The organism is Streptomyces humidus, from assembly GCF_014649655.1.
GTDB classification, from domain to species: Bacteria; Actinomycetota; Actinomycetes; order Streptomycetales; family Streptomycetaceae; genus Streptomyces; species Streptomyces humidus.
In genome coordinates, this window is sequence record NZ_BMTL01000011.1 from 237,632 (window position 1) to 261,531 (window position 23,900).

Genomic DNA, 23,900 nt, shown 5'->3' on the forward strand with positions numbered 1-23,900 from the left:
CCTGGGCGCGACCGTGGGTGCGGACACTGCCGTAGGTAGGGGCAGGGGCATGGCCGCGGACGCGCGCGGGGGTACGGGCGGCGGCGGACCGGTGTGTCACTGCTGCCGCTTCCCGCCACGGCGGCTGACCAGGAAGCCGATGCCGATGCCGACCACGAGGAACACCCCGATGACCAGCCAGAGGCTGTAACTCGGGCCGGAGCTGCCGGAGTCGGCGGAGTCGTCCGTGTTCTTCGCGTCCGCCGCCGAGGCGGCCGAGCCGCCCGACTTCGCGGCGGACTGCGGGGCCGGACCCGTCGCGTTGAGCTGTGCCACCAGGTCCGTGCCGCCGAAGGCGCGCGGATCGGCGCCCGTCGAGTGAGCCGCGAAGACCAACTGGGCGTAAGCGGCGGGACCGCTCTGCTTCGCCCAGCCCGCGGCGTTGCGCTCCAGCCAGGCCAGGGGCTTGCCGGCCTGCTCGGTCCACCCGAGGGCGGCGAGGGCGACCACCGCGTCGGCCGTGTTGCCGTAGTCGGGCTGGTTCGCGGCGCCGGGCAGGACGGACTTCAGGAAGCCGTCGTGGGCGACCGCTCCGGCGAGGTAGGCCGCGCCGTTGCGGGCGAGCTCGTCCGGGGTGGGCGGGGCGGAGGAGCCACCGCAGGCGCGGTCGCCCTGCGACGCCTTGCCGGCCGTCGTCACGAACCCCTTGCCGAGCGCGCCCAGGACGCCCGCCGCCGTCGCGTCCGCGTTGGCCGCGAGGTCGCCCTTCTTGTCCGGCTGGTACGCGAACGCGCCGCCGCCGGACTTGCCGCACGGCAGGGAGAGCTTCACCAGGGCGTCGTACGCCGACTTCCCGGCCTTCCGCACGTCCGCGGGCCGCTGCCCGGCGGCCGCCAGCGCGCCCGCGACGACGGACGTCGAGTTGGCGTCAGTGGCCCCGCCGGGGGAGTAACCCCAGCCGCCGTCGGCGTTCTGGACGGACTTCAGCCAGCCGACCCCCTTCTGCGCCCCGGTCCCGTGACCGCCCAGCGCCGCCAGCGCCTGGACGGCCGCCGCCGTGCTGTTGGTGTCCACCATCAGCTTCGCGTCGCACGGCTCGGCGGTGTCGGCGCGGAACGCGGCGAAGGCGCCGTTCGCGCACTGCTGCCCGGCCAGCCAGGCCACGGCCTTCGCGGCCGGGGTGACACCCGCGGTGTGCTGCGCGAGCAGGGCCAGCGACTGCCGCCAGACACCGTCGTACGTCGGGTCGGCCGTCCCGTACAACCCGTCCGGCACCGCCGTCGAGGGGGTGGGGGAGGGTGTGGCGGCGACGGCGGGGACGGCGGCGCCCAGCACGACGGTGGCGGCGGCCAGGGCCGCGGCGCTACGGCGGACGTTCATGATGGGCGGGTGCCTCTCCCTGTGAGGGAGCCGGGCAGCACGGGGCGACCCCGGCGGCTCGGCTCCGTATGCCTCGACGGTGCCGTGCGCCGGCCGACCTGCCGACGCACGTGAGCCGGTCACGGTCCGTACCGGGCGATCCGGCTGTCACGGTTGCGGGTCAGCGCCGGATTTGCACCGGCTTCTCCCTGTACGGGCGTGATGACGACCCGCGTCACTCTACCGGCAGCCGATTCGGCGCCCGAGGGGTGGTTGGGCGGCGCGTGGGCGCCGCGCCGGAAGCCGGGCGGGCGGCCGACGGGGACGCTGGCGGGACGTCGACCGGACGCTGCCGAGCCGCGGCCGGGGCCGCGAGGGAAGCGGGGACGTGCGGGTCTGGCGAGTGCCGCCGGGACGCGACCGGATCATCCGGACGTGACCGGATCACCGGGCCGCGGCGAGGCGCCCCGGGATCACACCGCCGCGTACGTCACCGGATCGCTTCCCGGCACCGCCTCCGCCCGGCCCAGCTTCACCAGGCGCCGCAGGTGCGCCTCGGCCTCGGAGACCGCGATGTTCCTCGACCCGTAGGGGATCTCCTCCCAGGGCCGGTTCCACTCCATGCGCTCGGCGAGCTGCCAGGGGGTGAGGGGGGAGGCGAGGAGGGAGAGGAGGCCGGTGAGGCGCTCCTCGTGGTGAGCGAGCAACTCCCGTACCCGGGACGGGGCGTCGGTGAAGGCGTGCTGGTGGGCCGGGAGGACCTCGGCGGGAGCGAGACGGCCGACGCGTTCGAGAGAGGCGAGGTAGTCGCCCAGCGGGTCGGTCACCGTCGCGTCGTCGGGGTCCTCGTAGAGGCCGATGTGCGGGGTGATGCCGGGAAGCACGTGGTCGCCGGAGAACAGACGGCCGCGGCCCGGCAGTCCGGCCGGGTGGTCCTCCTCCAGATGCAGGCAGACATGGCCGGGGGTGTGCCCCGGGGTCCAGATGGCGCGCAGCCTGCGGCCGGGCAGGTCGAGGAGCTCGCCGGGGACGATCTCACGGTCGGGCAGGGCGGGGGAGAGGCCGGGCAGCGCGCGGCGGCGCGACGAGCGCAGCGGGGCGAGGTGCGCGTCGGGGGCTCCCGCGGCGGTCAGCTTCTCGGCCATGTACGTGTACCAGCGCTCGGGCCGGGTCTCCCGGGTCCGCCGCACGATCGACGCGTCCGCCGCGTGCATCGCCACCCACGCCCCGGACGCCTCCCGCACCTGGGCGGACAGGCCGTGGTGGTCGGGGTGGTGGTGGGTGATGACGACGCCGTGGAGCGCGGCGACCGACGTTCCGCAGTCCGTGAGGCCCGCCACGAGCGCGTCCCAGGAGGCGGGGTCGTCCCAGCCGGTGTCGACCAGCACCGGTCCGCGGTCGGTGTCGACGACGTAGACGAGCGTGTGGCCGAGCGGGTTGTCAGGGATGGGCACCCGTAGGGACCGCACACCCCCGCCATGATCGAACACCTTCGTCATCTGCCCTCCGTCCCACGGCCATTGCCCACTATAACTAGAACTGGTATCAGTTTCTGAAACACCGTCAGAAAATGAAGGCAGTGGCCATGGCAGAGTTCGTGGAACACGGAAAGCTGTTCATCGGCGGAGAGTTGACCGACCCGTTGGGCGACGACGTCATCGAGGTGATCTCGCCGCACACCGAGGAGGTCATCGGGCGGGTGCCGCACGCCTCGCCGGCCGATGTCGACCGGGCCGTCGCCGTGGCGCGGCGGGCCTTCGACGAGGGGCCCTGGCCCCGCCTTGCGCTCGAAGAGCGGATCGAGGTCGTCGGCCGGATCAAGGACGGGATCCTCGCTCGTCACGAGGAGCTCGCCCGGGTGATCTCCTCCGAGAACGGCTCCCCGTACTCCTGGAGCGTCCTCGCGCAGGCCCTCGGCGCGATGATGGTGTGGGACGCGGCGATCACCGTCGCCCGGGGCTTCACCTACGAGGAGCGGCGCGACGGTGCGCTCGGCAGGATCCTCGTGCGGCGCGAGCCGGTCGGGGTGGTCGCGGCGGTCGTCCCCTGGAACGTCCCGCAGTTCGTCGCCGCCGCCAAGCTCGCCCCCGCGCTGCTCGCCGGCTGCACGGTGATCCTCAAGCCGTCCCCGGAGTCGCCGCTGGACGCCTACGTCCTCGCCGACATCGTGCGGGAGGCGGGGCTGCCGGAGGGCGTGCTGTCGATCCTGCCGGCGGACCGCGAGGTGAGCGAGTACCTGGTCGGGCACCCGGGCGTGGACAAGGTCTCGTTCACGGGCTCGGTCGCGGCCGGCAGGCGGGTCATGGAGGTGGCGTCCCGCAACCTCACCCGGGTGACCCTGGAGCTGGGCGGGAAGTCGGCGGCGGTCGTCCTGCCGGACGCGGACCTCGCCACCGCCGTCCCCGGGATCGCCTCGGCCGCCTGGATGAACAACGGTCAGGCCTGCGTCGCCCAGACCCGGATCCTCGTCCCGCGCTCCCGCTACGACGAGTTCGCGGACGCCTTCGCGGCGGCGGCGGACGCGCTGGTGGTCGGCGACCCGCTGGACCCGGCGACCCAGATCGGTCCGCTGGTGGCCGAGCGGCAGCAGCGCCGCAACCTCGACTACATCCGCATCGGGCAGGAGGAGGGCGCGAAGATCCTGACCGGCGGCGGCCGTCCGGCGGGGCTGGACCGCGGCTGGTACGTGGAGCCGACCCTCTTCGGCGACGTCGACAACTCCATGCGGATCGCCCGCGAGGAGATCTTCGGCCCGGTGATCTGCCTGCTGCCCTACGGCGACGAGGCCGAGGCGGTGAAGATCGCGAACGACTCGGACTACGGGCTCAGCGGCAGCGTGTGGACGGCCGACGTCGGGCACGGCATCGACATCGCGCGGCAGGTCCGTACGGGGACGTACTCGGTGAACACCTTCAGCCTGGACATGCTCGGCCCGTTCGGCGGCTACAAGAACTCGGGGCTGGGGCGGGAGTTCGGGCCCGAGGGCTTCGGCGAGTACCTGGAGCACAAGATGATCCATCTGCCCGCGGGGTGGGAGGGGTGAGGGAGGAGGCGGACGTGTCCGGCGTGCGGGAGCGCGCGGGCGCGGGGGACCGGTGGCACGTCGAGGTCGACCGGTCCCTGTGCATCGGCTCCGCCCAGTGCGTGCACCACGCCCCCGCCGGATTCCGGCTCGACTCCGCCCGCCAGTCCCACCCGGCCGACCCGGACCCGGACGCCAACGAGCGGGTGCTGACGGCCGCGGAGAGCTGCCCGGTGGAAGCGATCATGATCACGCTGGCGGGGAGCGGTGAGGCGGTCTTCCCGCCCGATGAGTGAGAAATTTCCGATTAGGGTATTGTCTCCAGGTTTGGATGTTCTATCCTGGAAGTGGCCTACGGGGCGACTGTAGGGAGTGCGACCGGAGTAGCCGACTTCTGCGAGACGCCGAGTGTCAGGGCATCCGCCGAGGCCGACGTCGACGGACGTAGCGAGGGACCGCGGGGTCGCGATGACCGGACCCGGCGGAACTACCCTCGTCGTCCCGTAGGTCTCACGCGTGCGTGCGGGGCGCGCCCGTCCCGGGGGTCCCGGGGTCGGTCACGTCGATCAGCCGGCACACCGTCTCGATGTCGATCCGCACCTGCGCGATGGACGCGCGGCCCGACAGCCAGGTGATGAGCGCCGAGTGCCAGGTGTGCTCGATGACGCGGACCGCGGAGAGCTGCTCGGGGGTGGGGTCGCTCAGGCCCATCGAGTCCAGGATGATCGCCGTCGTCTGACGGGACACCTGGTCGACCTCCGGCGAGACGCTGCGGTCGGCGAAGGTCAGCGCGCGGACCATCGCGTCGGCCAGGTGCGGCTCGCGCTGCAGGGCGCGGAACGCGCGCATCAGGGTCTCGGCGACGCGCTCCGCCGCCCGTTCGCCGGTCGGCGGCTTCTTCCGCAGCGTGCCGTGCATGTGCTCCAACTGGTCCTGCATGGTGGCCACCAGGAGATGCACCTTGGAGGGGAAGTAGCGGTACAGCGTGCCGAGGGCGACCTGCGAGGACTCCGCGACCTCCCGCATCTGCACCGCGTCGAAGCCGCCCCGGCTGGCCAACTGCGCGCTCGCGTGCAGGATGCGGCGGCGGCGCGCCTCCTGCCGCTCGGTGAGGGCGGAGTGCGCGGGGCGCTGGGGGTTGGCTTCCGCAGGCATGGGTCCCGTTCCGGTCCGTTCCGTGGCAGTCGTGGTGACAGTCGGTGAGGGGCGGTGATCATACGGCGCGACGGGTGATCGGTGGTGGCGTGAATCACCTGATCCACCGCTCACAGCGCGCGTACCTGCCGGTAGATTCAGAGCCTCCCGAACGATCAAGTCTGAAACTTGTTCTACATTAGCGTCCCGACGTAGTCTCGCGGGACAATGCAGGCAGAAGGGGGCCCGGGGTGACCGCTGAGGCCGGCCAGGCAGGGTCTCGGCATGACCTTGCCGCTGACGGCGGGCGACCGCTCAAGATCGCGCTCCTCACCTATAAGGGAAACCCGTTCTGCGGGGGCCAGGGCGTCTACGTACGGCATCTCTCCCGCGAACTGGCCCGGCTGGGCCACCGGGTGGAGGTCATCGGCTCGCAGCCCTACCCGGTGCTCGACCCGGGGCACGAGGACCGGCTCTCCCTCACCGAGCTGCCCAGCCTCGACCTCTACCGCCAGCCGGATCCTTTCCGCACCCCCGGCCGGGGCGAGTACCGCGACTGGATCGACGCCCTCGAAGTGGCGACGATGTGGACCGGCGGGTTCCCCGAGCCGCTGACCTTCTCGCTGCGCGCCCGCCGTCATCTGCGCGCCCGCCGCGGTGAGTTCGACGTCGTGCACGACAACCAGACCCTGGGCTACGGCCTGTTGGGGGATGTCGGCGCGCCCCTGGTCACCACCATCCACCACCCCATCACCGTCGACCGGCAGTTGGAGCTGGACGCCGCCGAGGGACGGCGGCGGCGGTACTCCGTGCGCCGCTGGTACGCCTTCACCGCCATGCAGAAGCGCGTCGCCCGTCGGCTGCCTTCGGTGCTCACCGTCTCCGGCACCTCCCGACAGGAGATCGTCGACCACCTCGGCGTCCGCGACGACCGCATCCACGTCGTCCACATCGGGGCCGACACCGACCTGTTCTCGCCGAATCCCGCCGTGGCGCAGATACCCGGCCGGATCGTGACGACGTCCAGCGCGGACGTTCCGCTCAAGGGCCTGGTCCACCTCGTCGAAGCGCTGGCGAAGACGCGCACCGAGCACCCCCACGCGCACCTGGTCGTCGTCGGCAAGCGCCCGCAGGAGGGGCCGGTCGCCCAGTCGATCGAGCGGTACGGCCTCGAAGGGGCCGTCGAGTTCGTCAAGGGCATCTCCGACGCCGAACTGGTCGACCTGGTGCGCTCGGCGGAGGTCGCCTGCGTGCCGTCGCTGTACGAGGGCTTCTCCCTGCCGGCCGCCGAGGCCATGGCCACCGGCACCCCGCTGCTCGCGACGACCGGCGGGGCGATCCCCGAGGTCGCCGGGCGCGACGGGGAGACCTGCCTGGCCGTGCCGCCCGGCGACGCGGGCGCGCTCGCCGCGGGCCTGAACCGGCTGCTCGGCGACCCCGGACTGCGGGCCCGGCTCGGAGCGGCCGGACGGCAGCGCGTGCTGGAACGGTTCACCTGGGCGCGGGCCGCCGAGGGGACCGTGGCCCGCTACCGGGAGGCGATGGCCGACGCCGGCCGCACCCGCGCCCCCGAGGACTCCCCGCCGCGCACGGCCTCCGCCGGGGCGACGGCGGCCTCGACGGCCCCTGCCGGGACGACGGCCGCCTCGACGGTCCCCGCTGCCCGCACGGCGCCCGCGGCCCTCGCCGCTCCCTCCGCTCCCTCCGCTCCCTCCGCTCCCTCCGCCCCCTCCGCTCCCGAGGCCGTCGACGCCCGGGCCACCGGCGGCGCTCCCGCCGCCGACGTATCCGAAGCATCCGATCGCGAAAGCAGGGCCACGTGCTGACCGTCGACTTCTCCCGGTTTCCGCTCGCTCCGGGCGACCGGGTCCTGGATCTCGGCTGCGGGGCCGGCCGGCACGCCTTCGAGTGCTACCGGCGCGGCGCGCAGGTCGTGGCCCTCGACCAGAACGCCGAGGAGATCCGCGAGGTCGCCAAGTGGTTCGCTGCGATGAAGGAGGCGGGGGAGGCCCCCGCGACCGCGACCGCGACCGCCATGGAGGGCGACGCGCTCGCCCTGCCCTTCCCCGACGAGTCCTTCGACGTCGTCATCATCTCCGAGGTCATGGAGCACATACCTGACGACAAGGGCGTCCTCGCGGAGATGGTGCGCGTGCTGAAGCCGGGCGGCCGCATCGCGATCACCGTCCCGCGTTACGGTCCCGAGAAGGTCTGCTGGACCCTCTCCGACGCCTACCACGAGGTCGAGGGCGGCCACATCCGCATCTACCGGGCGGACGAACTGCTCGGCAAGATCCGTGAGGCCGGCCTGAAGCCGTACGGCACCCACCACGCCCACGCGCTGCACTCGCCGTACTGGTGGCTGAAGTGCGCGTTCGGCGTCGACAACGACAAGGCGCTGCCGGTGCGCGCCTACCACAAGCTGCTGGTCTGGGACATCATGAAGAAGCCGCTGGCCACCCGGGTCGCCGAGCAGGCGCTGAACCCGCTCATCGGCAAAAGCTTCGTGGCCTACGCGACCAAACCCCACCTGCCCGCGATGTCCGAGGCGGCCGCCAAGTGACGACGCCCCGGACGGAACACCTCGTCCTGACCGGGGTCCTCACCGCCGGGCAGGCCGCCGCGACCGTCGCCGGCATCCTCGCCGTGCAGCGCGAGGACGGCGCGGTCCCGTGGTTCCGCGGTCACCACCTCGATCCGTGGGACCACACCGAGGCCGCCATGGCGCTCGACGCGGCCGGCGAGCACGAGGCCGCCGAGCGCGCCTACGACTGGCTGGCCCGCCACCAGAACGAGGACGGCTCCTGGTTCGCGGCCTACCAGGACGGCGACTTCGACGCCGTCACCGACCGGGGACGCGAGACGAACTTCGTCGCGTACGTGGCCGTCGGCGTCTGGCACCACTACCTGTCCACCGGCGACGACACCTTCCTCGACCGTATGTGGCCGACCGTCCACGCCGCGGTCGAGTACGTGCTGCGGCTGCAGCAGCCGGGCGGGCAGATCGGCTGGCGCCGCGAGGACGACGGCACGCCGACCGCCGACGCGCTGCTCACCGGCTCCTCGTCGATCCACCAGGCGCTGCGCTGCGCGCTGGCCGTCGCCGAACAGCGCGAAGAGCCGCAGCCCGACTGGGAGTTGGCGGCCGGTGCCCTGAGGCACGCCATACGGCGGCATCCGGAGCGGTTCCTCGACAAGGGCCGCTACTCGATGGACTGGTACTACCCCGTCCTGGGCGGCGCGTTGACCGGAGCGGAGGCCAAGTCCCGCATCGAGTCGGACTGGGAGCGGTTCGTCGTCCCGGGGCTGGGCGTGCGCTGCGTGGCGCCCAACCCGTGGGTGACGGGCGGCGAGTCGGCCGAACTCGCCCTGGCCCTGTGGGCGATGGGGGAGTCCGACCGGGCGCTGGAGATCCTTCAGGCGATCCAGCACCTCCGGGACGCGGAGTCGGGGCTGTACTGGACCGGGTTCGTGTTCGAGGACGAGGCGATCTGGCCCCGTGAGCTGACCACCTGGACGGCGGGCTCGCTGCTCCTCGCCGTCGCGGCGCTCGGCGGTCACGAGGCCACCTGCGCCGTCTTCGGCGGGGAGCAACTGCCCTCCGGGCTGGAGGCGGACTGCTGCGCCTGACGGCCCGGGGACGTCGCCTGCGTCAGTGGCGGTGGACCCTGTTCGCGATGGCGTGACCGATGAACAGGTACACCACCGCGGCCAGGCCGTAGCCGGCCACGACCCGGGCCCATGCCTCGTCGAAGGTGAAGAGGTCACGGGACCAGCCGGCCAGCCAGTCGGCCGCGTGCTGGACGAACTGGACCAGGTCGTTGCCCCGGTTGGCGTCCAGCAGATACATGAGAATCCAGAGCCCGAGGATGACGGCCATGACGTCCGCGACGACCGCTATGACCGTTCCTGCCGAGTTGGAACCACTGCGATATCGAGACATGTCCTCCGGATTGCCGTTCGATTCCGGATGAAACCTCGGGCGTGGAGGGCCGGTTGGGCATAGTGCCCGGTCAGGAGTTGAGCTCCGCCAGCACCCGCAGCGAGGTCCGGTCCGGCGCCACCGCCAGCAGGTCCGTCACCGGGCCCTTGCGCCACGACTCCAGCCGCTCCGCGATGCGTTCGCGGGGGCCGACGAGGGAGATCTCGTCGGCGAAGGCGTCCGGCACGGCGAGGACGGCCTCCTCACGACGGCCCGCCAGGAACAGTCGCTGGATGTGCCGGGCCTCCTCCGCGTAGCCCATGCGCCCCATCAGGTCGGCGTGGAAGTTGCGGGTCGCGTGGCCCATGCCGCCGATGTAGAAGCCGAGCATGGCCTTGACCGACAGCAGCCCCTCGGAGACGTCGTCGCACACCTTGACCCGTGCCATCGGAGCCACCCGGAAGCCCTCCGGCAGCTCCGCGACCCCGGGGCCGTACGCGTCGGGCCGGCTCGGCGACCAGTACAGCGGCAGCCAGCCGTCGGCGATCCGCACGGTCTGCGCCACGTTCCTCGGGCCCTCGGCGCCGAGCAGCACCGGCAGATCCGGCCGCAGGGGATGGGTGATGGACTTCAGCGCCCGGCCCAGGCCGGTTCCGTCGGGGCCCCGGTAGGGGATGGGGTGGAACCGGCCGTCCGTCTCGACCGGCGCCTCGCGCCGCAGCACCTGCCGGACGACGTCCACGTACTCGCGGGTCGCGGTCAGCGGCGACGCGGGGAAGGGACGACCGTACCAGCCCTCGACGACCTGCGGTCCGGACAGGCCGAGCCCGAGCATCATCCGTCCCCCGGAGAGATGGTCCAGGGTGAGGGCGTGCATCGCGGTCGTGGTGGGGGAGCGGGCCGCCATCTGGGCGACCGCCGTGCCCAGTCCGATCGTCGACGTCCTTGCGGCGATCCAGGTGAGCGGGGTGAAGGCGTCCGACCCCCAGGACTCCGCCGTCCACACCGAGTCGTATCCGAGCCGCTCCGCCTCCCGGGCCAGCTCCACCTGGTCCGGGGAGGGGCCGCGACCCCAGTAGCCGAGCGCGAGACCGAGCCGCATGACAGCCTCCTGACGGTCCGTCAGTTCAGGGGCTGCGACTGTACGACAACGGCCCCCCGCCCGGAAGGGCGAGGGGCCTGCTTGCCGCTGCTCGGAACGTTGCCGCCCAGTGACGCCGTGCGACGCTGACGACGCCTACGGGCGGACGATCAGCCGCGCTGCATATCAGCCGCGCTGGATGCCGGAGGTGTCCCGCAGGACGCCGCGCCGGCCGTCCTGGGTCTGTGCGACCAGACCCTGGGCGCCCTGCTCGACTGCCAGGTACCAGGTGCCCGGAGCCAGCTCGGCGATCGGCGTCGGAGCGCCGTCCTCCGCGAACAGCGGACGCGGCACGGGCACGGCGAACCAGAACGGCGAGAAGTCCGCGGCCGCTGCCTGCGCCGGACCCGGCTGACCGCCGAACGGCTGCCCGCCAGGCTGGCCCTGCTGCGGCTGAGCGCCGAACGCCGACGGCTGCGGCGCGCCCGGGTAGCCGTAACCGGCGGGCGGCTGCGCGCCGTAGGGCTGCGGAGTCTGCGGCTTGGGCGCCGGGACGAGACCGGCCTGGAGGGCGGGGACGAGCGGGGTGGCCACGGCGGCGCCGGCCAGCAGCAGCGTGGCGATGAAGGCGAGGATCAGGCCCGCCCCGGCGTCGGGCGCGTTCGAGCTGTCCCTGACGTTGTCGTAGCCGCCGGACGGGTCGAAGACGTTGCCGAGCGCGCTCCACGCGGCGAAGACCGTGAAGGCCACGCCGAACTGACCGAGGTCGAGCCCGACGACCTTGGGCGTCTGCGGCAGCCCCCGGCTGACGACCACGAGTGCGGCGCCGACGATCCCCGCGAGGACGACGCCGAACAGCACGGGCCCGCTGTTCCAGAGGTTCGGCAGGTCGTAGCCGTCAGGGATCCCGTCGATCGAGTAGTTGTCGAAGAACGACGCGACGAACAGCAACACCGCTGCTCCGATCACCACGCCGTCGCCTCGAGTGAGGGAGCGGATATTCACTTCAGGTCCTTCGTCAGTCGTCTCGTCATCGGCACACGCATACACGCGTCGGAAGAGGCGTCGCCGGCGCCGTGTCGCCGTCGGGCCCGGTGTGAGCGCGGGGGTGGCCCCTCATCGTACGGACGACACTATCGTCCGTACGATCGCGCTGTCCGCCGGGATCCGCGCGCTGATCACGACCCGTGCAGGAAACTCACGATTCCCTCGGACATCCCTTGCGCCGCCTTCTGCCGCCAGGCGCCACTGGTCAGCAGCGCCGCGTCATTGCTATCGCGCATGTTGCCGCACTCGATGAACACCTTGGGAACCGTTGACAGATTGAGACCGCCGAGGTCCCGCCGCGTGACGAGACCGGTGCCGTCTCCGACGTAGTTGGACGGCGAAGTGCCCGTGGAGCGGGCGAAGTCGTTCGCGATCAGCTTCCCGAGCTCCTTCGACGGGCCGACGACGGCCCGGGTGTCCGCGGCGCCCGCGTGCACCGCGGCCGGCAGGATCACGTGGAAGCCGCGGTCGCCTTCCGCCGAACCGTCGGCGTGGATCGAGACGACCGCGTCGGCGTGCGCCGCGTTCCCGATGCGGGCGCGCTCGTCGACGCACGGCCCGAACGGCCGGTCCCCGTCCTGCGTCAGCTTCACCGTGGCGCCCTGCCCCTCCAGCAGCGTGCGCAGCCGGTGCGCCACGTCCAGCGTGAACTCCGCCTCGCTGTAACCGGAGTTCGTGGACGTTCCCGTGGTGTCGCACTCCTTGCGGTTGGTGCCGATGTCCACCTGGCGGCCGATCTCGGCGGTGTGCCGGACGTTGGCGGGGTTGTGCCCCGGGTCGATGACGACGACCTTGCCCGTGAGCGGAGCGACGGCCCCGCTCGGCGGGGCGGAGAGGGTGCCCGGCCGGTCGTCGCCGCCGGCCGGGGCGGTCCCCGGCGCGCTCGCGGAGACGCCCGCCCCCGCCCGGGCCCCGCCCGCTCCGCCGTTCCCGCCGCTCCCGGTCCCGCCCAGCGCCTCGTACGCCAGCCAGCCCAGCAGCGCGCCGGGCACGAGCGCGGCCAGCGCCACGGTCAGCGGACGGCGCAGCCGGGACCGGCGGGGCCGGTCCGAGCCCCAGGCGTCGGACGAGTCGGACGGCCGGCGGGGATCGGAGGGACCGAAGGGATCGAACGGGTCGAACGGGTCGGAGTGCGGGCCTGAGTACGACACGCCTGCCACCCTAACGGGCGGCCCCGCCGGGCCCCGGCGTGTCACCTCCGCCGACACGTACCCGGCGGCCGGGTGGCCGGGAGGCCGGGTGGGCGGGCCGCCGCCGGGCATCGGATGCGCGTCGCTCGTCGGCTGGCCGGAGGGGAGCCGCCGCGGAGCGCCGGGGCCGCGCACCGCCGTTTGCGTCAAGAGAAGACAAAGAAATCGTTAGTACGCCGAAGCATCGGAATAGTTGCCCGTGCATACAGGTTCAGGTCCCAGTAATCACCGAACCACCGCCCGGAGGCACCCCCTCATGACGCACACGACCACCGACCGGCCCACCCGCGAGGCGAGCGGAGCCGTGGTCCCGGTCCTCGCCTTCGCGGGCATCGTGGTCGCGGTGATGCAGACCCTGCTCGTCCCGGTCATCAAGGACCTCCCGCAGCTCCTGGGCACCGCGCCCAGCAACGCCACCTGGGTCCTGACCTCGACCCTGCTGTCGGGAGCCGTGGCCACCCCGATCATGGGCCGTCTCGGCGACCTGTTCGGCAAGCGCCGCATGCTGATAGCCAGCCTCGCCGTGATGGTGGTCGGCGCCCTGGTCAGCGCGCTCACCAGCGACCTGCTCACCATGATCGCCGGCCGTGCCCTCCAGGGCTTCGCCATGGGCGCGATCCCGCTCGGCATCGGCCTGATGCGGGACATGCTGCCCCGCGAGAAGCTCGGCTCGGCGATGGCCCTGATGAGCTCCTCGATCGGCGTCGGCGGCGGCCTCGCCCTGCCGCTCGCGGCCCTGATCGCCCAGCACGCCGACTGGCACGCCCTCTTCTACGGCGCGGCCGGCCTCGGCGCGCTCGCCATCGTCCTCACCCTTCTCGTCGTCCCGGAGTCGCCCGCGCGCGCCGAGGGCACCTTCGACGTCCTGGGCGCGATCGGCCTGTCCACCGGTCTCGTCCTCTTCCTGCTGCCGATCACCAAGGGCAGCGACTGGGGCTGGACCTCCGGCACCACCCTCGGCCTCTTCGCCGCCGCCGCGGTCGTCCTCGTCCTGTGGGGCGTGATGGAGCTGCGCGTGAAGGCCCCGCTGGTCGACCTGCGCACCACGGCCCGCCCGGCCGTCCTCTTCACCAACCTGGCCTCGATCATGGTCGGCGTCTCCTTCTACGTCGTCTCCCTGGTCCTGCCGCAGCTGCTCCAGCTCCCGAAGGCCACCGGCTACGGCCTCGGCCAGTCGATGGTCGTCGCCGGTCTGCTCGTCGCGCCGCTCGGCCTGACGATGATGGTCACCGCCCCCGTCTACGCCCGGCTGTCCGCCAAGTACGGCCCCAAGTTCACCCTGATCCTGGGCATGCTGATCATCGCGATCGGGTACGGCGCGGGCCTCGGCCTGATGAGCGCGGCCTGGCAGAGCCTCGTCATCGCGGTCGTCCTGGGCGCGGGCATCGGCCTCGCCTACTCCTCGCTGCCCGCGCTGATCGTGGGCGCGGTCCCGGCCTCCGAGACCGGCGCGGCCAACGGCCTCAACACCCTGATGCGGTCCATCGGCACGTCGGTGTCCAGCGCCGTCATCGGCATGGTGCTGGCCAACACCGCGAACGACGTCGGCGGCGTCGCCGTCCCGACCATGCACGGCTTCCGCGTGTCGTTCCTGATCGCCACGGCCGCCGTCGCGGTGGGCCTGGTCCTCGCCCTCTTCCTGCCCCGGCAGCAGCGTCCGGCCACCGGCCCGCAGCTGCGCGCCAGCAGCGAGGAGGACGCCAACCTGGCGCGCGCCGAGGAGGTCCTGAGGGGCTTCCGCGGCAGGGTCCTGGACGCCGGCGGCGCGCCGGTCGCCCGCGCCAAGGTCACCCTCATCGACCGCCGCGGCCGCCAGGCCGGCGCCACCCTGTCGCAGGAGGACGGCAGTTACGCCCTCGTCGTCCCGGCCCGGGGCGCGTACGTCCTCGCCGCCAAGGCCGCCGGTCACGGGCCGCTCGCGAGTTCCGCGACCCACGCGGGCGACGAGCGACCGGTCGACCTGGACCTGGCACTCCCCGGCGAGACGGTCACCGCCTGACCGACGGTCACCGCCTGACCGGCCCGCGCACCCCGCGCACCCCTGTCCGCACCCCCCGTCGCGACGCCGACGGGGGGTGCGGCAGCATGTGCGCACAGACCGCGCGCGGCAGCTTGTGCGCACACACCGCGCACCACCGGAAGGACTTCCATGACCGCGACCCCGACGACCGCGGCGCCCACGCCCGAGATCCTGGCCGCGTTCGAGGCGGCGAAGGGATTCATGCCCCTGGACGAGGGGCTCGCGCTGTACGCGGCCGCCGTCGAGGCGGGCGCGCTAGGGCTGCCGCTGCTGGAGGTCGGCACCTACTGCGGACGGTCCACGATCCTGCTCGCGGACGCCGCCCGCCGGGCCGGGGTGAGCGCCCTCACCCTCGACCACCACCGCGGGAGCGAGGAGCAGCAGCCGGGCTGGGACTACCACGACCCGGAGACGGTCGACCCGGAGACCGGCCTGATGGACACGCTGCCGACCTTCCGCCGGACGCTGCACCGGGCGGGCCTGGAGGAGCACGTGGTCGCGCTCGTCGGGCGGTCGCCGCAGATCGCCGCGTTCTGGAAGTCGCCCCTCGGGCTCGTCTTCGTGGACGGCGGCCACACCGACGAGCACGCGAGCGCCGACTACGAGGGCTGGGCCCCGCACGTGGCCGAGGGCGGGCTCCTCGTCATCCACGACGTGTTCCCGGACCCGGTCGACGAGTTCACCGGCCAGGCCCCCTACCGCGTCTACCTGCGCGCCCTGGAGTCCGGGGCCTTCAAGGAGGTCTCGGACACCGGCTCGCTGCGCGTGCTGCGACGCGGGTGACCGGCGGGCGCCCGGCCGGGCGGGCGTCCCGACGCCTTGCATGACGCCTTGCAAGACGTCATGCCGACGACGGCAGCCGGGCAGAGCCGGCCCTCCTGGGACGGCTCGGCAGAGGACGGCGCCGCACCAGCGGACGTCGAGTCCGGCCGGACCGGACCGGAAGTCCCGGACCACGAGACCTCGCCGGGCCTGGGGGCCGACGACTGACGGGCCGTCACTGACGCGTGTAAAATGTGACGCGCGCATGCCGCGAGCGCCCATGCTCGGCGCAGCGAGCAACCCGTTCCGGCGCTCGGGAGCTGTGAAGTGTCCGTGCCAAGTCGTCCCGTTCCGTGGCGTCGTGACGATCCGCCGGCTGAGGGCGCCGCCCTGCGTCTGCGGATCCTCGGTCCGCTGCGCCTCTGGCGGGACGATGTCGAACTGGTCGCGGGTCCCCGGCAACAGGCCCGTCTGCTCTCCCTGCTCCTCGCCCGCGAGGGACAGCCGGTCAGCGTCACCGAACTGGTCCGCCTGATGTGGGACGACGACGCCCCCACCAGCGCTGTGAACGTCATCCACAAGTACGTCGGCGCCTTACGCCGCCTTCTCGAACCCGGACTCCCCGCCCGTCGCACCGGGGCATACCTCCATCGCCGCGGGGACGGCTACCTGTTCACCGCAGGAGCCGGGATGCTCGACCTGGCGGTCTTCCGTGAACGTGTGGCGACGGCCGGAACCGCCCTCGCGCAGGGGCGTCACGAAGCGGCACTCGACCACTATGCGGAGGCGCTCGGTCTCTGGCACGGCCCCGCGAACGGCGGCCTGCCCCACGCAACCGCCGCTGTCCCGGTCTTCGCCGCTCTGGACGCCGAGTTCCACCACGCATGCGCCGCCGCTGCCGAACTCGCGATGTCGCTGGGCCGACCGGAGCCGGTCCTCCCGGCGTTGCGTCTTGCCGCGTCGACGGCGCCTCTGCACGAGACCGTCCAGGCCCACCTCGTCCGCGCCCTCGCCGCTGCCGGGCAGCAGGCCGAGGCACTGTCGGTGTTCGATTCGGTCCGCCGCCTCCTCGCCGAAGACCTCGGTATCGATCCCGGCCCCGCGTTGCAGGCCGCGCACCAGTGGGTGCTGGTTCAGGGACCGCCGTCGACGAGGGTGACGGACACGGACGGCCAGGGCGGCGGCACCCGGGCCGGCGGGCCCGACAGCCTGGTCGGCAGGGCTGAGGAGCTCTCCGTGCTGTGGCAGACCGTTCGAGCGGCGCTCACCGGCGGCACGGCGATCGGCGTCGTCGAGGGCGAGCCGGGCGTGGGCAAGACCCGCCTGCTGGAGGAGACCGCCGCGCGGGCGGAACGGCGCGGGGCGCTCGTCATCTGGGGCCGCTGCCCGGAAGGTGACGGGACACCCTCGATGTGGCCGTGGGTGCAGGCCGTCGACGCCGTCCTCGACGGGCTGTCCCCTCTCTCCCGGGAGAAGTGGCTCGCCGGCGAGCTCGGACGTCTCGTCCAGCCGCGCGGTGACGTTCTCTCCGCCCCGGTGCTGCCGGACAGCGGATTGGGGTTTCGCCTGTTCGAGCAGGTCGCCGCCCTCATCGACCAGGCCGCGGCCCAGCGGCCGTTGGTGCTGGTGATGGACGATCTCCAGTGGGCGGACGGCGCCTCGCTGCGGTTGTTCGAGCACGTCGCGGCCCGACTCCCGGCCCACGCCGTGCTGCTGGGCGCGCTGCGCGACCGTGCGCCGGCGCCCGGCACGGAACTGTCCCGCGCGCTCGCCGCGCTCAGCCGGATGCCCGGGCACCGCCGGTTCCGTCTCGGTCCGCTCGACCTGGACGACGTGACCGAACTGGTCCGCTGCGAAACCGGCCGGGAACCGGGTCCCGGCACTGCCCGTCGCATCCACACGCGTACCGCCGGCAACCCCTTCTTCGTCCGGGAACTGTCCCGGCTGTTCGCCGACGGCGGCGCGCTCACCGACGACGCCTCGGACGGCGCCGGGGTGCCGACCACCGTGCGGGACGTCGTGCTCGACCGGATGGCCGGCCTCGACGGCGACGCCAGGGCTCTGCTGCAGATCGCCGCTCTCCTCGGCCGTGACGTGGAGCTCGGTCTGCTCGCCCGGGTCGCAGGTCTCGACGTCGACCGTTGCCTCGAACGTCTGGAGCCGGTGGAAGCCCTCGGCATGCTCGAGCCGACGCCGGGGGACCCGTTCTCCCTCCGGTTCGCGCACGACCTGGTCCGCGAGTCCGTCTCCCTGACAACGCTGCCATCGCCGGCGCGCCGGTTGCATCTGCGCGTCGCGGACGCCCTGGAGGCCACCGCCGCCGACGACGAGTCGGTCGCCGAGCGTCTCGCCCACCATCTGTGGTCCGCCGGCCCGCTGGCGGACCCGGCCCGCACCGCGGCCGCCCTGGTGCGCGCCGGCCGCCGTGCCGCGGGCAAGACCGCGCTCGACGACGCCGAGCGCCAACTGCGGTCGGCCGCGCGCCTGGCGCGGACAGCGGGCCTCGCGGAACTGGAGCTGACGGCGCTGTCGCAGCTCACCGCGGTCGTCGGGATGCGGTCCATGTACGGTTTCTCGTCGCTCGACCTGCTGGAACGCGCCGAGCACCTGGCCCGCGGCCTCGGCCGGGAGGTGGAGGCCGCCGGTTTCCTCTACTCCCGCTGGGCCGCCCACGCCCAGGCCGTCGAGCTCGAGCGCAGCGGTCCGCTCGCGCACCGGCTGCTGCAGCAGGGCGAGATGTCCCGCGACCCGTTCGTCCGCGCGTGCGGCCTGCAGGCCTGGGGCATCCACCAGTGGGACCTCGGCAACATCGGGGGCGCGTTCCGGTACCTCGCCCGGTCCAGGGCAACGGTCCTCGACCTGCCCCGGCGTGAGGTCAGTCCGGTCCGGCACGACCTGCAGCTGCTGATGACCGGGATGCTCGCGGAGGTGACCGCGCTGCACGGTGACGTCCCGGCGGCGCGGGCTCTGCTCGACGTGCTCGAGGACGTGGCGGGCGAGGACCCCTACATGATCACCGTGTGGGCCACGTTCGCGGCGAGGACCGCGTCGATGATCGGCGACCCGGTCCAGGCGCTGCGCGGCGCGGAACGGGGGATCACCGTGGCCCCCGGCTTCTCCTTCGTCTTCCTCGGCACCTACCAGCGGCTGGCCCGGTGCTGGGCGAGGGCCGTGACCGGCGACGATCCGGCAGGCGCCGCGGTGGAGGCGCAGCAGCTCGTCACGGCGAACCTCACCGACCCGTCCCGTTCGTGTGTCGCCACGTGGCACGGACTGCTCGGCGAGATGTGGCTGGCGGGCGGGGCGACGAGAGAGGCAGCCGACGCGCTCGACCGGGCCGACTCGTTCCTCGACTCCTCCGGCCAGCGCTACGCGGAGGGCCTGATCCTGCTGTTGCGGGCGCGGCTCATGCAGGCCCGCGGGGAACCGGTCGCCGTTGTCCGGGCCGCCGCCGAGAAGGCCCGGGAGCTCTCCTTGGAGCGCGAGGCCCATCTGTTCGCGTGCCGCGCCGAAGAGTTCCTCGCGGAGCTCTGAGGAGTGCGCCGGCCGGGGAGCGCGCCACGGCCGTCCTCGGCCGGCCGGTGACGCGTTCAGCGGGTGTCCACTCGCCGTCAAGTGCGTCCGCCTGCTTCTCGGCCCGCGGCTGATCGATGTTGCACACGTTTCTCACTTGTCTTCAACTCGATCTCCGTAACCTGTCGAAGTCGGGATCCGAGGAAAGCGGATCGCAGAAGAAGCGTTTCCGAGAAGCGAGGTACTCGTGTTCAACGTCAGGGAAATATCGAAGAGGATTGCGGCTCCTTTCGCCGCGTTCGCTCTGGTCGCCGGAATTTCCACTCTCACCGCGACGCCCGCGTCGGCGTCCACCATCAAGGACGGCTGGATTCAACTCTGCCCCTGGGGAAATTACCGGGTGCACCTCACTTACGATGTCACCGGACTGCCGCAGCAGCTCACCCCGGTTCTCAATCCGGGCGACGACTGCTGGTGGGGCCCGATGCCGGCCGGCGTGCAATACGCGCTGATCGACATGGTGGGGCATTTCAACACCTCCGGCGGAACGTTCGCCGTCATCGGTCCGGACCGCAAGTACGAGACGTTCTACAACGGCAAGGGAATCGGGTTCGCCGCCGAGGGCACCACCGAGTCCCACGGTCTGGCCGCTCACTATTACAGGTACTGAGCCGCCGTCTCCGCCATCACCTGACGCTGAAAAAGGAGAGGACCACGTGAGACGGGTTCGACCAGCGGCCGTTCTGGCCAGCCTGTTGCTTGCACTTTCCGTGCCGGCGTTGCACTCGGAGGGACGGGCAGCCGGCACGACGCCGGTCGTCTCGACGCCGGTCACCTCGGTGGCGGCCGGTCCGGGGGCGGACGGCCCGGAACTCGGCTACACCAACCGTACGGGCCCACCCCCCGGCATGCCGGACTGGTCGCGCGTGGGATTTCGGGGAGGCGCGCCCCTGCCCGGCGACGGAAGCCTGACCGGCGACACCTCCTGTCGGATCGCCCCGGCACGGCTCGCCGCAGAGTTCGGGGTCGTCGCGGACGACGGCGCCGACGACACCACCGGGCTGCAGAAGGCGATCGACGCCATCAGGAGCCGGTGCTCGCCGAGCGCCGGCTTCGACAGGCTCTCGCTCATCTCGCTGCCGTCGGGGCGTATCGACGTGACCCGGCAGATCTCCGTCGACACCGGCTTCCTGGTCCTGCGCGGACAGGGTTCGGGCGACGGCGGAACGCGGCTGGTGTTCCGGCCGGACGCCGACACCCGTTACGACACGCTGGTCAACGGCCGCTGGGACCAGGACAGCATGAAGGCGGGCAGCGGGAACGACATCGGCTCGGGCGGCTGGATCTGGCCCGGGCGGGGGATGTTCCGGGTGCAGACCCGGGAGGTGGCGGACCGTTACGTGGACGACCGCGCGGCGGCCCCGGCCAACCGCAAGGACCTGTTCGAGGGCAGCGTCAACCAGCACTGGGTCTCCGGCATCAAGCTGTCCGCACGCGGCGACGACCCCGGGTTCTCGGCCCGGCAGGGGGACAACGTCGTCCGGCTGGCGTCGAACGCCGACATGTCGAAGTTCGCGGCCAGTGGCTACGTATGGGTGGGCGCGGCCAACAGCGTCGCCTTCTACGAGAAGCAGGGCGTCACCGACCGGAGCATGATGGAGAACCTCCACATGCGCCAGCAGATGTTCCGGGTCAGCAGGCTCGACACCGCCGCCAAGACGCTCACGCTGGACCGCCCGCTGGAGTGGGACCTGCCGGTCGACTCGACCTCGGACGGCTCCGCCGCGCTCGGCGCCACGTCGTACGCCAGCAAGGTCACTCCGCTGAAGGTCGTCGAAGGCGTCGGGTTCGAGGACTTCGCCTACACCCAGGACATGGACGGGCTGCCCAAGCCGGGCGGCGGGACGTACCGGCTGACTCCCGAGCAGGCCAGAAACAACTACGGCAACATGGCGCCCGAGTACGCGATGCACGGCATCGTCTTCAAGTGGGCCGCCAACAGCTGGGTGCGCGGTCTCAGGGCGACGATGACCGGTTCACACCCCGTCGTCACGGAGAACGCCCGCAACCTGCAGATCGAACGTAACAGCTTCGACGGCGCCTGGAACAAGGGCAAGGGCGGCAACGGCTACCTGAGGGGCAGCCGGGTGTGGGACTCGCTGTGGGCCTACAACCTCAGCCGCAACCTGCGTCACTTCACCTTCCAGTGGTCGGCGAGCGGCAACGTGGCCTTCCGCAACGACCTCGACTCGGACCTGAACCTGCACGGTGGTTGGGAGCATCACAACCTGTTCGAGCAGAACACGGTGCGGGTTCCCTACGAGCACCGCTCGGGCAACTGCCAGAGCAACTGCGGCGGTGAGGGCGGCGAGATCGACGACGGGACCTGGTACCCGATCTGGTGGGCGGCCGGTCCCAAGGCGGCGAAATGGTCCGGGTCCTCAGGCCCGCAGAACGTCTTCCACGACAACACCCTGATCAAGCAGACCACGCCGGGCGGGTCCTTCACGCCGTACGCCCCGTACTCGACGGGCAGCGCCGGCTCGAAGGCCGGCACCGCCTTCCAGTTCGGCTCCGACGACGAGACCCCGCAGCTGTTCCGGCCGCTGAGCCAGGGCGGCCAGGCGATCTCGGACTGGACCGGCCGGGAGACCCTGGACTTCGCGGGGCAGGGAGTGGTGCGCACCGACGTCGGCAAGCGGCCCTCGCTGTTCCTGCGCGACACCGGCGGCGGACTCGACCCACGGCAGAACCACCGCCGCAAGGTGATCACGTGGAACATGCAGGGTGCCAACAGCGGGGGCGACAACAAGTACAGCGTCGTCCTGCCCCAGATGGTGCAGCCCGCCACCAGTCCCACCAGGGCCGATGTCGTCCTCCTTCAGGAGGCCGGCGCCCCGCCGGCCGGCACGCTCATGAGACGCATCCCGCAGACCGACTTCTGGCTCCGCGACGGGGTGCGGCCCGACATCTACGAATACCGCGTGGGTACGAACCGGTCAGGGGGATGGCTCTACTGGCTGCAGACCGAGTACACCGGCAACGCGACGCTCGGCAGGGTGAACCTGGCCATCTGGACTCGCAACCGCATAGCGGACACGCGGGACGTACACGTCGTCGATCCCGCCTTCTACGACGATCAAACCGGCATCTGGAACTCCCGGCCCGCACTCGGCGTGAACGTCGACGGCGTCGTCTACTTCACTCTGCACGGCCTCTCGGGGAGCGGCAACGACGACCCCAGGCTGTTGGAGAACATCCGGACCAGGATGAACGCCGCGCAACTGCCGTGGGTCGCGCTGGGCGACTACAACCGTGCCCCGAACAACCCGCTGCCGGGCAACCTCAACGCCGCGCTGCAGATGAACTACCCGAACCGGTTCCACGTTTGGGCCCCGCCACCGACCCGGCCCACACATCCGACCACGGGCGGCACGACACCGCACGTACTCGACTACGCGGTCGCGCCGGCCAACCAGGCCATCACGTTCGAGAACGTCGACCGGATCGACGGCGTCACGGCGTCCGACCACTATCCGGTGGCCGTCAACCTCGGCCAGCTGCCCCAGGCCCCGACGCTTCCGCAGTCGACGGTGGACGACGACCTGGTGGGTTCGCGGGTGCTGCGCAACGCCGGCACCACCAACGGGGCCGGTCCTTCCGGCTCCTCCGGCAGCACCACGGTCGGCGACCAGCCGGTCAACCAGGCGAATCTGCCGGGGCAGACCTTCGCGCTGGCACGCGATCCCGAGTACCCCGACTACTACCGCGTGCTGCACGAGGCGGACCGCCGCTACCTGGGCCAGGAGGGCGGCCGTCGTGACGCGCGTGTCGTGCTGTGGCCCGACCAGTCACCCGACCAGCTCTGGGCACCGGTCGATCAGGGCGACGGCACCTGGATCCTGCGGAACAACTTCACGCAGCAGTACCTCACGGACGTCGGCGGCGGACAGACGCTCGTCGCCCGCGACTACGACGGCTCGGCCGGCCAGCGCTGGTTCCTCCAGAGCCCGCAGGAGGCGCTGAGAGTCGACGAGGTCGCCCTGCGGTCCTCGACGGCGGACTCCCTGGTGCTCGGCCGTGACCACGACCCGGCGGGAGACGGCCGCCAGGTCAGTACGCGACTGGACGTCGACGACCCGGACCAGCGGTTCGTCACGATCCCCGCGGGCCGGATCGGCGGAGACCAGTGTTACTACCTGTCCTACGGCGGGAGGTACGTCAACTCGACGTCGGAACACCCCTACGAGCCCCGGGACGGCAGCCGGGTCACCCTTGACCCGTTCCGGCCCGGCGACGACGGCTACCTGTGGTGTGCCGCGCCGCACGGCACGGACGGGGTCTTCCTGGGCAACCCGACCATCGATGACGGGTTCGTGTACCTCACGACCGGCGAGGAGGGAGGCCCGGCGACCGTCGAAGCGCTCACCCCCGGTATCCCCGTGCCCCTGTGGGAACTCACACCGACCGGGTGACTCGTGCGCACCCCGTGCCGGTTCGCCGTCGGCACGTGCTCCAGCGGCCGACCCGGCCCGGCCCGTAGCGGGTCGGCCGCCGGTGCCGGGCCGTCCACCACGGGGCCTCCTGCGCGTGCGGCGGCTGCGGAACGCTACCGGACATCATTCGCAGTGCTCCGGCCTTCAGGCCGGGGGTGAAGCGAATCTTGTGGCTGCGACGCGGAGCGTCGCGGTCTCGTTCCGGCGGAGCCGGACCCTGCTTCGTGACGGTGACGGATCGTCCACATGTTCCCGGTGACGACGTGGGTTCGACTTGCCTAGTGTGATCGTCATGCAGCTCCGGTACGCCTTCAGGGTGCGACACGAGGTCGCACCGCTCAAGCGGATAAATCGGGTCCAACCGGGTTGTCCCAG

The 23,900-nt window shown here is 72.2% G+C and carries 18 protein-coding genes and 1 riboswitch; of the genes, 11 read left to right on the plus strand and 7 right to left on the minus strand.

Annotated features, from left to right (window positions below):
• Window positions 1-96: 96 nt before the first annotated feature.
• Window positions 97-1,359, minus strand: a complete 1,263-nt coding sequence (locus IE239_RS15695; RefSeq protein WP_190149920.1) for an SCO2321 family membrane protein — start codon at window positions 1,357-1,359, stop codon at window positions 97-99.
• Between the two features lie 125 nt (window positions 1,360-1,484).
• Window positions 1,485-1,556: riboswitch (adenosylcobalamin-variant (AdoCbl-variant) riboswitch) on the minus strand.
• 255 nt (window positions 1,557-1,811) lie between these two features.
• A complete protein-coding gene (locus IE239_RS15700; RefSeq protein ID WP_190149921.1) occupies window positions 1,812-2,837 on the minus strand; it encodes a Strvi_7410 family MBL fold metallo-hydrolase in 1,026 nt (341 codons plus the stop codon).
• 86 nt (window positions 2,838-2,923) lie between these two features.
• On the opposite strand from IE239_RS15700, the gene IE239_RS15705 reads away from it, so the two are divergent.
• Window positions 2,924-4,381 (plus strand): aldehyde dehydrogenase, encoded by a 1,458-nt coding sequence (locus IE239_RS15705; protein WP_190149922.1) that lies wholly within the window; start codon window positions 2,924-2,926, stop codon window positions 4,379-4,381.
• 23 nt (window positions 4,382-4,404) lie between these two features.
• Window positions 4,405-4,656 carry a ferredoxin gene (locus IE239_RS15710; protein ID WP_190149945.1) on the plus strand — a complete coding sequence of 84 codons (252 nt, stop codon included), beginning with the start codon at window positions 4,405-4,407 and terminating at the stop codon, window positions 4,654-4,656.
• Between the two features lie 214 nt (window positions 4,657-4,870).
• Here the strand turns inward: IE239_RS15710 and IE239_RS15715 are convergent, their stop codons facing one another.
• Window positions 4,871-5,515: a TetR family transcriptional regulator gene (locus tag IE239_RS15715; RefSeq protein WP_190149923.1), complete on the minus strand. Its 645-nt coding sequence runs from the start codon at window positions 5,513-5,515 to the stop codon at window positions 4,871-4,873.
• Between the two features lie 230 nt (window positions 5,516-5,745).
• On the opposite strand from IE239_RS15715, the gene IE239_RS15720 reads away from it, so the two are divergent.
• Genes IE239_RS15720 through IE239_RS15730 form a run of 3 tightly spaced genes read left to right on the plus strand, consistent with a single transcriptional unit; the run spans window position 5,746 to window position 9,124 of the window.
• A complete protein-coding gene (locus IE239_RS15720) occupies window positions 5,746-7,320 on the plus strand; it encodes a glycosyltransferase family 4 protein (protein WP_190149924.1) in 1,575 nt (524 codons plus the stop codon).
• Window positions 7,314-8,057: a class I SAM-dependent methyltransferase gene (locus tag IE239_RS15725; protein WP_190149925.1), complete on the plus strand. Its 744-nt coding sequence runs from the start codon at window positions 7,314-7,316 to the stop codon at window positions 8,055-8,057. Before IE239_RS15720 ends, IE239_RS15725 begins: the two co-directional genes overlap by 7 nt.
• Complete coding sequence (locus IE239_RS15730; RefSeq protein ID WP_190149926.1) at window positions 8,054-9,124, plus strand: prenyltransferase/squalene oxidase repeat-containing protein; 1,071 nt, start codon at window positions 8,054-8,056, stop codon at window positions 9,122-9,124. The genes IE239_RS15725 and IE239_RS15730 overlap by 4 nt, the downstream gene beginning before the upstream one ends.
• Window positions 9,125-9,146: 22 nt before the next feature.
• Here the strand turns inward: IE239_RS15730 and IE239_RS15735 are convergent, their stop codons facing one another.
• The 4 genes from IE239_RS15735 to IE239_RS15750 all read right to left on the minus strand — a co-directional run bounded on the left by IE239_RS15735 (window position 9,147) and on the right by IE239_RS15750 (window position 12,695).
• Window positions 9,147-9,437: a hypothetical protein gene (locus tag IE239_RS15735; protein ID WP_190149927.1), complete on the minus strand. Its 291-nt coding sequence runs from the start codon at window positions 9,435-9,437 to the stop codon at window positions 9,147-9,149.
• Window positions 9,438-9,507: 70 nt separating this feature from the next.
• Window positions 9,508-10,518: an LLM class F420-dependent oxidoreductase gene (locus IE239_RS15740; protein WP_190149928.1), complete on the minus strand. Its 1,011-nt coding sequence runs from the start codon at window positions 10,516-10,518 to the stop codon at window positions 9,508-9,510.
• Window positions 10,519-10,683: 165 nt separating this feature from the next.
• Window positions 10,684-11,502 (minus strand): DUF5336 domain-containing protein, encoded by an 819-nt coding sequence (locus IE239_RS15745; protein ID WP_190149929.1) that lies wholly within the window; start codon window positions 11,500-11,502, stop codon window positions 10,684-10,686.
• A 173-nt stretch (window positions 11,503-11,675) separates the two neighbouring features.
• The gene (locus IE239_RS15750) at window positions 11,676-12,695 is read right to left on the minus strand and encodes an N-acetylmuramoyl-L-alanine amidase (protein WP_373308104.1); all 1,020 of its coding nucleotides are present in this window, start codon (window positions 12,693-12,695) and stop codon (window positions 11,676-11,678) included.
• Between the two features lie 295 nt (window positions 12,696-12,990).
• On the opposite strand from IE239_RS15750, the gene IE239_RS15755 reads away from it, so the two are divergent.
• From IE239_RS15755 to IE239_RS15780, 6 genes are all read left to right on the plus strand, one after another.
• The gene (locus IE239_RS15755; RefSeq protein WP_190149930.1) at window positions 12,991-14,733 is read left to right on the plus strand and encodes an MFS transporter; all 1,743 of its coding nucleotides are present in this window, start codon (window positions 12,991-12,993) and stop codon (window positions 14,731-14,733) included.
• A gap of 150 nt (window positions 14,734-14,883) precedes the next feature.
• On the plus strand, window positions 14,884-15,537 hold the full coding sequence (locus IE239_RS15760; RefSeq protein WP_190149931.1) for a class I SAM-dependent methyltransferase: 654 nt from the start codon (window positions 14,884-14,886) through the stop codon (window positions 15,535-15,537).
• A gap of 60 nt (window positions 15,538-15,597) precedes the next feature.
• A complete protein-coding gene (locus IE239_RS15765) occupies window positions 15,598-15,744 on the plus strand; it encodes a hypothetical protein (protein WP_190149932.1) in 147 nt (48 codons plus the stop codon).
• Between the two features lie 99 nt (window positions 15,745-15,843).
• On the plus strand, window positions 15,844-19,050 hold the full coding sequence (locus IE239_RS15770; protein ID WP_229878105.1) for an ATP-binding protein: 3,207 nt from the start codon (window positions 15,844-15,846) through the stop codon (window positions 19,048-19,050).
• A 226-nt stretch (window positions 19,051-19,276) separates the two neighbouring features.
• Window positions 19,277-19,699: a hypothetical protein gene (locus IE239_RS15775; RefSeq protein ID WP_190149933.1), complete on the plus strand. Its 423-nt coding sequence runs from the start codon at window positions 19,277-19,279 to the stop codon at window positions 19,697-19,699.
• Between the two features lie 109 nt (window positions 19,700-19,808).
• Window positions 19,809-23,504 carry an RICIN domain-containing protein gene (locus IE239_RS15780; RefSeq protein ID WP_190149934.1) on the plus strand — a complete coding sequence of 1,232 codons (3,696 nt, stop codon included), beginning with the start codon at window positions 19,809-19,811 and terminating at the stop codon, window positions 23,502-23,504.
• Window positions 23,505-23,900 lie beyond the last annotated feature (396 nt).